Here is an 11884-nt window from a genome sequence, read left to right on the forward strand (position 1 = left end):
TTCACCCTGATCGAACTCATGATCGTCGTCGCGATCATCGGCATCCTCGCCGCCATCGCGATCCCGCAGTACCAGAACTATGTGGCTCGGTCAGAGTTCACCTCTGCTCTAGCCACCTTAAAAGGCCTTCAGACTCCGGCTGAGTTGGCTATTCAAGAAGGAAAGTTCGACTCCACTGACTTAACAAAAATAGGTTTGTCCAGCGCTGCTGTCCAAAATGGAGCAGTTACTGCAACTGCACCGGATGATGCTAATGGAGTGACTACTGGTGATTATACTCTCGTATTTACATTCTCTGGTGAGGGCAATTTTGCGAACAACAGTACAATTACTCTGACGAGAGATGGTGACAATGGTGGTGGGTGGGCTTGTTCTACCGCACATATATCAACAGACGTCGTCCCTGAAAGTTGTCAACCTAATTCTTGAGGCATTCAGGCCGGCATCCGCCGGCCTTGCTTTCTCTTCTATCTTCCAGCTTAAAGCTTAGAGCTTAGAGCTTACGGCTTACCGCTTCAGTACAACGCCTTCTCCTCCCCCACGACCTCCCGCAACACCTCAAGAAACAGCCGGTCGGCCTCCGAATGCTCGCTCGGGTCTTCCGGGATATGCACGCTGGTGGTATCCGAGATCTCGTTGGCGATGGTCGCCCAGGCCTTGGGGTCGTTGCTGCCATCCGAGTGACGCTTGGCGATGGCCAGCGAATTCTCGAGAATGCCGGGCTCCTGCAGCAGCTTCTTGATGAAGGCGCGCAGCTCCTGGATGACGCGGTTTTTCTGCATTTCCGAGGCGGAACTCATGGATGACTCTCCTGTGGTGGGCGGCGAGGGCGTGTCCGGACTGGGCGTGCCGCCAAGCCTTCGCGCTCATGCGCTCTGATGGCGCCACCATAGCATATCTCGTCGCACCGCCAGAGCCCGCGGGGCGCGCTGATGAAGAGGGGGGCCACTCCGCCCGGGCGCTTTCCGCTGGCGACCTCTCACTTCACGGTGTGCGCTCGCGAGGCCGAACCGCCGACGAGAAAAGCGGGTAAAGCCGTGTCTTGCGTCTCGCGATGGCCTATCATCGCTGCGATTTATTCGCCGCGGCGGGGTGAGGCCTCCCGCGGGCGGAGAGATCGGGCTCGAGTTGACGGAACCGGGAGGAAGTCTTGCAAGACGCCAAGCCGATTTTCAAGATTCTGGCGCTGCTGTTGATCGTTTTGGCGCTGTTCATGTTGCCGCCGGTGATCCTGTTGGGGCTCGAAAACGATCCCGACCTGTGGGCGTTTCTCAAGTCGATGGCGGTGGTCGCGGTGGTCTCGGGTTCGCTGCTGGCCTGGACGTGGCAGACGGCGGTCGAGTTGAAGACGCGCCACATGTTCATCCTCACCACCTCGAGCTGGGCAGTGATCAGCGCCTTCGCCAGCCTGCCGCTGGTGCTGGGAGCTCCGCAATTGTCGTTCACCGATGCGGTATTCGAGTCGGTTTCCGCCATCACCACCACCGGCTCCACCGTGCTCTCCGGCATCGATGACCTGTCCGACGGCCTCAAACTGTGGCGCGGGTTGATGCAGTGGCTGGGCGGGATCGGGATCATCGTGATGGCGATCGCGATTCTGCCGTTCCTGAAGGTCGGTGGCATGCGCCTGTTCCAGACCGAGTCCTCCGACTGGTCGGACAAGGTGCTGCCCCGGGCCGGCGGTATCGCCAAGGCGTCCACGATCATCTATCTCGGGCTCACGCTGGCGGCGATCCTGAGCTATCGCCTGGCGGGCATGGGCACGCTGGACGCCATCGTCCACGCCATGAGCTCGGTCTCCACCGGTGGCTTCGCCAACTACGACGCCTCGTTCGGCATCTATCACGATCGCCCGCTGATCCTGTGGCTGGGCTGTCTGTTCATGCTGGGCGGGGCGTTGCCGTTCGTGCTCTACATCAGGCTGCTGCGCGACAGTCGCGGCGCGCTGTGGCAGGACCAGCAGGTGCGGGGGCTCGTCGGTCTGCTGCTGGTGGTGATCGCGACGCTGACGCTCTATCGGATCCTGGCCTTCTCCGACGCGCCCTTCCAGGCACTGACGGATGTCGCTTTCAACGTGATCTCGGTGGTGACGACCACCGGCTACGCCAGCGCCGACTACACCCAGTGGGGGCCGCTGGCGGTCACCACGTTCTTCTTCATCACCTTCGTCGGCGGTTGCAGCGGGTCGACCAGCGGCGGCATGAAGATCTTCCGGTTCCAGATCGGGGGGCTGCTGCTGGCCAACCAGCTGCGCTACCTGGTGCATCCCAGTGGCGTGTTCGCCCAGCGCTACAACGGCCGGCCACTCAACGACGAGGTCGTGCGCGCGGTCATCGCCTTCTCGTTCTTCTTCTTTCTCACCGTGGCGGTGCTGGCGCTGGCACTGGCCGCGCTGGGCCTCGACATGGTGACCGCGATCACCGGGGCGGCCACCGCCCTGGCCAATGTCGGGCCGGGGCTGGGGAACACCATCGGACCCGCCGGCAACTTCGCCTCGCTGCCGGATGCGGCCAAGTGGCTGCTGTCCCTCGGCATGCTGATGGGGCGCCTCGAGATTCTCACGGTGCTGGTGCTGATGACGCCGTTCTTCTGGCGCAAGTAGCGGTGTGGCGGAGTGTCATCCGCTGCGCCGGCCGGTTGGGGCGAGGCGACGCTTGAGGCGTGGCAGCAGCCGGCGCTTCCAGGTGCGTTGCAGGCTTCTCATCCAGGCCGGCTTGCGCCGCAGCCGTGCTTCCCGCGGTGTCAGCGCCTCGCCGGTCAGGCGGGTCTTGAACTTGAGTCCGCCGGCGATATCGCTGCGCTGCAGGGGGCGCAGCAGGAACCGGAGCAGTCGACCGCCTGGCAGGTAGAGCGCCGCGGCAAAATCGATCAGCACCACGCGACCCCGGCTCATGATGATATTGGAGCCGCGCACGTCGTTGTGGACGATCGAGCTGCGGTGGAGTGAGGCGAGCGCAGCCATCAATTGGGCGAAGGCGATCGGGTTGGTGAGATCCGCCGCTTCGCTCAGCAGCTCGCCGGGCACGTACTCCAGCAGCAGCGCCAGCTTGCCGGCCTGACCGATCACCTTGGGCGCATGGGGCCAATGGCGAAGGCGTTCCAGAATCCGTGCCTCGTGGTGCAGCAGCAGGCGCGCCGGAATCGCCAGCCAGCTGCCGGCATAGCGGCTGTAGTCCTTGCGGATCACCGGTCGGCCCGCGTGAATGTCAAGATAGACATCGGCCTTGAGCAGTCCGGTGCCGTGCTGGAGGGTGGTGGGCGTGAACGGCGTTGGTGCCGAAAGCGGTAGCGCTTTTGGAGGCGGCATGGCCGAGCCGGCAGCGTCGGACGCCTTGGCGGGTGACACGGTAGCGGGGTCGAGAGGAGCGTTCATGGTCAGGAATGTGAATACGCTAATTAGCTGGCTAATTTTAAGCGTATTTTAAGGAAATTTTACCGCTCGCGCCAGTGGCTGGTCGGTACCGGCAACCGTGCCGCCGGCAAAAGACGGGTTCGAGTGGACCGGAGGCGGGCAAGCCGTCTCCGGTCCAGGAGTCGCCATTGGCGGATGGCGGCGGGGTGAGGAGGGGTGGTCCCGGTCGATGCCGGGACGATCTGACGTCGGCGCCGACGGCTCAGGCGTCGTGACGCTGGGGCTTGCCGGCCCGATTCAGGATCGGGTTGGCATATTGCAGCAGCCACCAGCGTTGCAGCGGTTCGGGGACGGCCGCCAGCTGGTTTCGGAACTGCTCGCGATCTTCGGGAGTCACGCCGCTCAGATCCACCAGTTCCGGGGCCAACCCGGTTTCGGCCAGTGCAAGCTGATGGCTGGGGAAGGTCGGATAGTTCTCCAGCACCTGCCGGTCGATTTCGTCGGCGACCTCGTCGGCGGTGCCGAACTCGGCCGACAATGGCGTGCCGAATACCAGCTTGACCCGGCCCTTGTTGCCGGTGATGCCGGAGACGATGGAGAAGATGTCCTCGAACTCCACCTTCCTGTAGGTGCCGTCGGTCTCCTTGGCATGCAACTCGCGGGCCTTGTTGACCGCGCAGGGGTCGTACTCGTAGCTGATCGAGACGGGGACGATCTTGAGCTCGCGTACCGCGCTGCCGATGTCGCTGTCGCCCTCTTCCAGACGGCGTGCCATGCAGAGCATCTTGACGATGGCGCTATCGGTTCGATCGACGCCATCCTTGGCCCGCCCTTCGCGCTGGGCCAGCCACACCGAGTGGTTGTCGTCGGTGATCGAGTGGCGGATATAGCCCGAGAGCGACTGATAGGCTGCCAGCATCGCCCGCTTGCCCTTGATCGAGCGCGGCACGATGAAGCTCTTGTTGAGCCGCATCAGGTCGGTGACGAAGGGTTTCTGCAGCAGATTGTCGCCGATGGCGATGCGAACGGTGTCGTGGCCCGCGAGATAGAGCGCGTAGTTGACGAAGGCCGGGTCGAGGGCAATATCCCGATGGTTACCGATGAACAGGTAGGCCTGCCCCGTATCCAGTCGCTCCAGGCCCTCGACATCGAATCCGTGGGTCGTGCGGCTGATCATGTGCGCCATGTAGTCGGCGATGCGCAACTGGAAGTCGCGCACGGTGGTCACGCCGCGCATCTCGCGCTGCAGCCGGAAGCTGGCGAGCATCCGCGCCAGCGGCGGGGCGAAGCGGGCCAGCCGTGGCAGGCGGTAGCGAGTGATCGCGTCCAGTAGCTCGCTGTCATGAGCGAGACGGGCCAGCACGGCCTCGACCTCTTCGTCGTGGTAGGGGCGAATGTCGGCGAACCGGTCGAGGTCGATCGCCGCCTCGGCGCTGTGCGGGTTGGCGGTCACGCCACCACTGCCGGTTCCGGTGTTGTTGTCGGTATCGGGATGAAGCGTCATGGCGTCGGTGCTGCCGGATCGGCTTCGCCGCCCAGCCATTCGATCAGTTGGTCGACGAAAGTCGCCAGCGTTTGCGACATCAGCGCGAAGTCCGTTTCCAGAGAGACGATCGGGTCGTCGCCGTCGTCACTCTGACTGGCTTCGTCCAGCAGGGCGTCGTCGAACTTGAGAGATTTGAGCGCCAGGTCGTCGTGCAGCATGGCACGAAGCTGTCCTTCGCTGCCGAGGCTGAGCTGGCTGGCCTGACGGCCGTTCTCGAGCAGCGACTGGATCTCTTCGCTATCGAGGTCGACCTGGCGCGCGCGCAATACGCCTTCGTCCTCGGCCGCGCGCAGCTCCACCTGGTCACCAAGCATCAGGCTGGCGGGGCGGCTGGCGGGGTCGCTCAGCCACTGGGTCATGCCGCGAGACGGCGGCGTCTTCGTCGCCAATGGCGTCACCTTCAACGAGCCGAGCGTCTGGCGCAGCAGGTCCAGCACCTCCTCGGCGCGCTTGCGACTGGAGGCGTTGATGCCGATCAGGCGCTTGCGGGTATCCCACCACAACTCGACGCGCTGGGTGCGGGTGAAGGCCTGGGGCAGCAGCTCCTCCATGACCTGTTCCTTGAGCAACTGGCGCTCGCGGCGCGATAGCGGCTGACCCTCGGCCTGCTCGCGCGCCTCGCTGCGCTCAGCGACCTCGTCGTTGACCACCGCCGCCGGCAGCAGACGCTCCTGGCGCAGCATCGACAGCAGTCGATGCCCCTGGATCTCGTGGGCGCGCTGATCGCCGCGACGGCCCGCCGGTGCACTCCACCCAACCCGGCGCGCCTCGCGCGGGGAGACGGGGCGAAACGCGAATTCTGCCAGTGCGGTTTCCAGGTCCTCCAGGGAGAGAACCTCGACGTCATGGCAGCGATACAGATGACAGTGCTTGAACCACATGCGCCCGCTCCGTTTGAAAGGAGGCATATTATGTCGAAACGACCCAGGTGTTACCACCGAGGTTGGTCGTCGATGTTTGCGCGACTGTTTCAAACGGGCGTATGTTTTGAAGCTGCGAGCGACAGACGATCGGGAAGAGAGCTGGCGTCAGCGCCGTCTTGCCGTCGCGGCATCGACAACAGTCATCACGGAGGTTTGCATGGATTCACGTATCACGGTAACCGAGGTTCGCGTCCGGGGCTTTCATCTCGACGGCTACGGCCACGTCAACCATGCCCGCTATCTCGAGTTCCTCGAGGAGGGGCGCTGGGCCTACGTCGATGCCCATCCGGAGTTCGCCGACGGACTGGCTCGGGGCGTGGCGCTGGTCGCGGTCAATCTCAATATCGATTATCGCCGCGCAGCCGTCATGAACGATGACCTCAAGGTCGAAACCTGCCTGACCCGAGTCGGTGGGCGCAGCGGTGTGGTCGGGCATCGGATAACGCATATCGGCAGCGGTGAGCTGGTGGCGGCCGCCACGCTGACATTCGTGCTGCTCGACCAGCGCAGCGGCCAGGTGGTTCCGATGGAGGGGGAGTGGGCGGAGCGATTGGGACCGCTGGTGGTCGATGCGCCAGAAGGGAAGTAGAAAAGCCGTCCAAAGCACGTCAACGCCTGCCTTTAAAGCCCCTGAAATGGTATGATCCCGTGATTGTGCGGCCAAGCCACTTGGCCGCCTTGTCGGGGCTTTATTAACGCTGCCACGGCCGGACGCCGGTCGTGGCAGCGGTGCAAAGGATTTGACGACCCATGGGTGATATCGCCAGAGAAATTCTGCCAGTCAACATCGAGGATGAGCTCAAGCAGTCCTATCTGGACTATGCGATGAGCGTCATTATCGGGCGCGCGCTTCCCGACGTCCGCGATGGCTTGAAGCCGGTCCACCGTCGCGTGCTCTACGCGATGCACGAACTCGGCAACGACTGGAACAAGCCATACAAGAAGTCGGCGCGTGTCGTCGGCGACGTGATCGGTAAATATCACCCCCACGGCGACAGTGCGGTCTACGACACCATCGTGCGCATGGCGCAGCATTTCTCGATGCGCCATGTGCTGGTCGACGGCCAGGGCAACTTCGGTTCCATCGATGGCGACAATGCCGCGGCGATGCGTTACACCGAGGTGCGCATGGCGCGCCTCTCCCACGAGTTGCTGGCGGATCTCGAGAAGGACACCGTCGACTGGGTCGACAACTACGACGGCACCGAACGGATCCCCGAAGTGCTGCCGACCAAGGTGCCGAACCTGCTGATCAACGGCGCTTCCGGTATCGCGGTCGGCATGGCGACGAACATCCCGCCGCACAACATGGTCGAGGTGATCAACGGCTGTCTGGCGTTGATCGAGGATTACACCCTGACGGTCGATGACCTGATGGAGTACATCCCCGGGCCCGATTTCCCCACCGCCGGCATCATCAACGGCCGTGCCGGCATTCTCGAGGCGTATCGCACCGGTCGTGGCCGCATCTACGTGCGTGCCAAGCATACCGTCGAGTTCGACAAGAAGAGCGGCCGCGACCATATCGTCATTACCGAGCTGCCCTATCAGGTCAACAAGGCGCGGCTGATCGAGAAGATCGCCGAGCTGGTCAAGGAGAAGCGGGTCGAGGGCATCGCGGAGCTGCGCGACGAGTCCGACAAGGAAGGGTTGCGCGTGGTCATCGAGATCAAGCGCGGCGAATCGGGCGATGTCGTCGTCAACAACCTGTTCGCGCACACTCAGCTCGAGAACGTGTTCGGGATCAACATCGTCGCGCTGGACGACGGCCAGCCCAAGACGCTCAACCTCAAGCAGCTGCTCGAAGCCTTCGTCCGCCACCGGCGTGAAGTCGTCACTCGCCGCACGCTGTACGAACTTCGCAAGGCTCGCGAGCGCGGCCATCTGCTCGAAGGCCTGACCGTCGCGATCTCCAACATCGATGAAGTGATCGAGCTGATCAAGGCGTCGCCCAATGCCGCCGAGGCCAAGGACAAGCTGCTCGCTCGCGACTGGCAGCCAGGCCAGGTCACCGGCATGCTCGAGCGCGCCGGGGCGACCTCGTGCAAGCCGGAGGATCTCGAGGAGGGCTACGGGCTGTCCGACGACAGCGCCATGTACCGGCTGTCTCCGGCCCAGGCCCAGGCGATCCTCGAGCTGCGTCTGCACCGCCTGACCGGGCTCGAGACCGAGAAGCTGCTCGACGAATACCTGAGCATTCTCGAGAAGATCGCCGAGCTCAACCACATTCTGGCCTCGCCGGATCGCCTGCTCGAGGTCATCCGTGAAGAGCTGGAGGCGATCCGCGATCAGTACGGCAACGAGCGCAAGACGGAGATTCACACCAGTCGTCTCGATCTCTCCATGGAAGACCTGATCGCCGAGGAGGACATGGTGGTCACGCTCTCCCGTGGCGGCTATGCCAAGACCCAGCCGATCACCGACTACCAGGCGCAGAAGCGGGGCGGGCGCGGCAAGTCGGCGACCAGCATGAAGGACGAGGACGTCATCGAGCACCTGGTGGTGGCCTCGACCCACGACACCATGCTGCTGTTCTCCAACCGCGGCAAGGTGTACTGGCTCAAGACCTACGAAATGCCCAACGCCAGCCGCGGCTCGCGGGGCAAGCCGCTGGTCAACATGCTGCCGCTGGACGCCGGCGAGTCGATCAACGCCATTCTGCCGGTGCGGGACTACAACCCGGACAGCTACATCTTCTTCGCCACCGCCAGCGGCACGGTCAAGCGCACCTCGCTGGACCAGTTCTCCCGGCCGCGCAGCGTGGGGCTGATCGCCATCGACATCGATGAGGGCGATCGGCTGGTCGGCGCCGCGATCACTTCCGGTTCGGACCACGTCATGCTGCTGTCGTCCAACGGCAAGGCGATCCGCTTCGAGGAGGGCAATGTCCGCGCGATGGGCCGTACTGCACGCGGCGTTCGCGGCATGCGCCTGCTCGATGGCGCCGAGGTGATCAGTCTGATCATCCCCCAGAGCCAGACCATCGATGCCGACGCGGACGCCGAAGCCGACGATCAGGCCGATGCCGAGAATGACGGCAGCAATGGCAACGACGAACAGATCTATATCCTGACCGCGTCGGAGAACGGCTACGGCAAGCGCACCCGGCTCGAGGAGTTCCCGATCCGCGGGCGCGGCGGCCAGGGCGTGATCGCGATGCAGACCACGGCGCGCAACGGCTCGCTGGTGGCGGCGATGCAGGTGCGCTCGAGCGACGAGATGATGCTGATCACCGATCGCGGCACGCTGGTCCGCACCCGGGTTGCCGAAGTCTCGATCAGCTCCCGCAACACCCAGGGCGTGACGCTGATCCGTACCGGCGACGACGAGCGCCTGGTCAAGACGGTGCGTGTCGACGAGCCCCAAGAGGACGAACTGGCCGAGGGTGAGCTGGCCGAAGACGTCGTCGACGAAAACGGCAAGGCCGAGAACGCCGATGCGAATGTCGACGGGAAGGTCGATGACGCTTCCGGCGACGAATCGAATGACGGCAAGTCGGAAGACGAGTGAGCGAGGTCCGCTCCGGGCGGTCGTGCCCGGAGCGGTCGACAGTAGCGCTTTCGGCAGTGGTTGGTTGTCGGCGATGGCCGTTTTCGGCTGCCACTGTGGTCAGCAATGATTCAGATCCAGGAATTCAGGCAATGACACGTCTGCACAACTTCTGTGCTGGTCCGGCGGCGATGCCGTCCGCCGTTTTGGAGCGCGCTCGCGAGGAGATGCTCGACTACCGAGGACAGGGTCTTTCGGTGATGGAGATGAGCCACCGCAGCCCGACGTTCGAGGCGATCGCGGCCCAGGCCGAACGGGATCTGCGCGACCTGCTGGCGATCCCCGACAACTACCGCGTGCTGTTCATGCAGGGCGGCGCCACCCTGCAGTTCGCCTGCGTGCCGCTCAATCTGCTGGGGCAGGGCGGTACCCCCAACTATCTGGATACCGGGATCTGGTCCACCAAGGCGATCAAGGAGGCGAATCATCTCGCCGGCGCGCACGTGGCGGGCTCGACGCAGGGCAATGGTTACGTCCATGTGCCGCGCCCGGACGAGATCGCGCTCTCGACCGATGCTGCCTACCTGCACTACTGCCACAACGAGACCATCGGTGGCCTGGCATACGATTACGTGCCAGAGTTGGACGTGCCGCTGGTCTGCGATATGTCATCGTCGATCCTCTCCGCACCGCTTGACGTCAGCCGGTATGGGGTCATCTACGCCGGGGCCCAGAAAAACATCGGACCCGCCGGGGTCACCGTCGTCATCGTTCGTGACGATCTGCTGGAACGCGCCTTGCCGCAGGCACCGTCGCTGCTGGGCTGGAAGGTGTATGCCGACAACGACTCGATGATCAATACGCCCCCGACCTATGCCTGGTATCTGGCTGGCCTGGTGTTCCAGTGGCTCAAGCAGGACGTTGGCGGCCTGGCCGAGATGGAGGCGATCAACCGGCGCAAGTGCGAAGCGCTCTACGCGACGATCGACGCCAGCGATTTCTACGCCAATCCCATCGATCCGACCAACCGCTCGATCATGAACGTGCCATTCACCCTGGCCGACGAGGCGCTGAATTCGACGTTCCTGGAGGAGGCGGAGTCGGAAGGGCTGCTGAATCTCAAGGGGCATCGCAGCGTCGGCGGCATGCGGGCCAGCCTCTACAACGCCGTCAGCGAAGCCGACGTACAGGCGTTGATCACTTTCATGCGGGATTTCGAGCGCCGCCGCGGTTGATGAGCGGAGCTTCACCCAACGACATCACCCTACAGTCATCAGGAAACGGTCATGAGTGACTCCTCGAATTCGCCGCTGGACCTGGCTGCGCTTCGACAGCGCATCGACACCATCGACAGCGAACTGATGCGCCTGATCAGCGAGCGTGCCGAGTGCGCCGCCCAGGTGGCTCATGTCAAGACCGCGGACGACCCCGATGCCGTCTTCTATCGCCCGGAGCGCGAGGCGCAGGTGCTGCGCCGGGTGATGGAGGAAAACCCCGGCCCGCTTCACCGCGAGGAGATGGCCAGGCTCTTCCGCGAGATCATGTCCGCCTGCCTGGCGCTGGAAAAGCCGATCAAGGTCGCGTACCTGGGGCCGGAGGGCACATTCACCCAGCAGGCGGCGCTCAAGCATTTCGGCCCCAGCGCCATCAGCTTGCCGATGGCGGCCATCGACGAAGTGTTCCGTGAGGTGGAGGCGGGCGCGGTCAACTACGGTGTGGTGCCGGTGGAGAATTCCACCGAGGGTGTCGTCAACAACACGCTGGACTCGTTCATGGATTCCGGCCTGCACATCAGTGGGGAGGTGGTGCTGCGTATCCACCACCATCTGCTGATGTCGAGCATCACGCGGCAGGACAAGATATCGCGGATCTACTCGCATCCACAGTCCTTCGCCCAGTGCCGCAAATGGCTGGATGCCCACTACCCTCATGCCGAGCGCGTCGCGGTCTCTTCCAACGCCGAGGCGGCGCGACTGGTCAAGACCGAATGGCACAGCGCGGCGATCGCCGGCGACATGGCGGCTCAGCTCTACGGGCTCGACCACGTCGCGGAGAAGATCGAGGACCGCCCCGACAACTCCACGCGATTCTTGATCATCGGCAACGAGTCGGTGCCGCCGTCGGGTACCGACAAGACCTCGGTGGTGGTCGCCATGCGCAACGAGCCCGGTGCGCTGCACGCGCTGCTCGAACCGTTCCATCGCCACCATGTCGACATGACCCGTCTCGAGACCCGCCCGTCGCGCACCGGTGCGTGGAACTACGTCTTCTTCATCGACTTCAAGGGGCATGTCGACCAGCCCGGGATCGCGAGTGTGCTCGAGGAGGTGCGTGGCCGCGCCCAGGACATGAAAGTGCTGGGTTCCTACCCGGTGGGCGTGCTTTAAGATGCGGGTGAGTGAAACATCGCCGGTGGATCCCACGGTGCTCCTGGAGGTCGTGCGCCGCGCACTTCGGGCCCGCGCCCTCGTCGCGGAGAACGTCCAGCTCCGAACGCGCATCGAGGAGCGCTACGACTTCCCCGAGGTCGTGGCCGAGAGCGTGGTCGCCGGTCTGCGCGCCGAGCGCTTCCTG

Annotated in this window: 11 protein-coding genes; 7 read left to right on the forward strand and 4 right to left on the reverse strand. The window is 63.9% G+C overall.

Annotated elements, in window-relative coordinates:
- On the forward strand, positions 1-429 hold a 429-nt coding region (locus tag AC3AYF_RS12140), incomplete at its 5' end, for a pilin (protein ID WP_487779786.1).
- An 86-nt stretch (positions 430-515) separates the two neighbouring features.
- Here AC3AYF_RS12140 and AC3AYF_RS12145 read toward each other — a convergent pair.
- Positions 516-800, reverse strand: coding sequence for a hypothetical protein (locus AC3AYF_RS12145; protein ID WP_110602865.1), 285 nt, complete (start codon positions 798-800; stop codon positions 516-518).
- A gap of 350 nt (positions 801-1150) precedes the next feature.
- Between AC3AYF_RS12145 and AC3AYF_RS12150 the strand changes: the two genes are divergently transcribed.
- Positions 1151-2602 (forward strand): TrkH family potassium uptake protein, encoded by a 1452-nt coding sequence (locus AC3AYF_RS12150; RefSeq protein WP_295039369.1) that lies wholly within the window; start codon positions 1151-1153, stop codon positions 2600-2602.
- A gap of 15 nt (positions 2603-2617) precedes the next feature.
- On the opposite strand, the gene AC3AYF_RS12155 is transcribed toward AC3AYF_RS12150, so the two are convergent.
- The 3 genes from AC3AYF_RS12155 to AC3AYF_RS12165 all read right to left on the reverse strand — a co-directional run bounded on the left by AC3AYF_RS12155 (position 2618) and on the right by AC3AYF_RS12165 (position 5779).
- Positions 2618-3373, reverse strand: a complete 756-nt coding sequence (locus tag AC3AYF_RS12155) for an RIO1 family regulatory kinase/ATPase domain-containing protein (protein WP_295039367.1) — start codon at positions 3371-3373, stop codon at positions 2618-2620.
- A 241-nt stretch (positions 3374-3614) separates the two neighbouring features.
- Positions 3615-4805 (reverse strand): 1-acyl-sn-glycerol-3-phosphate acyltransferase, encoded by a 1191-nt coding sequence (locus AC3AYF_RS12160; protein WP_487779789.1) that lies wholly within the window; start codon positions 4803-4805, stop codon positions 3615-3617.
- A 47-nt stretch (positions 4806-4852) separates the two neighbouring features.
- Positions 4853-5779: a recombination-associated protein RdgC gene (locus tag AC3AYF_RS12165; RefSeq protein ID WP_295039365.1), complete on the reverse strand. Its 927-nt coding sequence runs from the start codon at positions 5777-5779 to the stop codon at positions 4853-4855.
- A gap of 199 nt (positions 5780-5978) precedes the next feature.
- Between AC3AYF_RS12165 and AC3AYF_RS12170 the strand changes: the two genes are divergently transcribed.
- The 5 genes from AC3AYF_RS12170 to AC3AYF_RS12190 form a co-directional block, all read left to right on the forward strand.
- On the forward strand, positions 5979-6410 hold the full coding sequence (locus AC3AYF_RS12170; protein WP_295039362.1) for an acyl-CoA thioesterase: 432 nt from the start codon (positions 5979-5981) through the stop codon (positions 6408-6410).
- 161 nt (positions 6411-6571) lie between these two features.
- On the forward strand, positions 6572-9331 hold the full coding sequence (gyrA, locus tag AC3AYF_RS12175; RefSeq protein ID WP_295039361.1) for a DNA gyrase subunit A: 2760 nt from the start codon (positions 6572-6574) through the stop codon (positions 9329-9331).
- 131 nt (positions 9332-9462) lie between these two features.
- On the forward strand, positions 9463-10545 hold the full coding sequence (gene serC, locus AC3AYF_RS12180; protein WP_295039359.1) for a 3-phosphoserine/phosphohydroxythreonine transaminase: 1083 nt from the start codon (positions 9463-9465) through the stop codon (positions 10543-10545).
- 51 nt (positions 10546-10596) lie between these two features.
- Complete coding sequence (gene pheA / locus AC3AYF_RS12185) at positions 10597-11697, forward strand: prephenate dehydratase (RefSeq protein WP_487779787.1); 1101 nt, start codon at positions 10597-10599, stop codon at positions 11695-11697.
- A 7-nt stretch (positions 11698-11704) separates the two neighbouring features.
- Positions 11705-11884, forward strand: a 180-nt coding sequence (locus AC3AYF_RS12190; RefSeq protein WP_487779788.1) for a hypothetical protein, incomplete at its 3' end; no start/stop codon positions are given.

It is taken from the genome of Salinicola sp. (genome assembly GCF_982684285.1).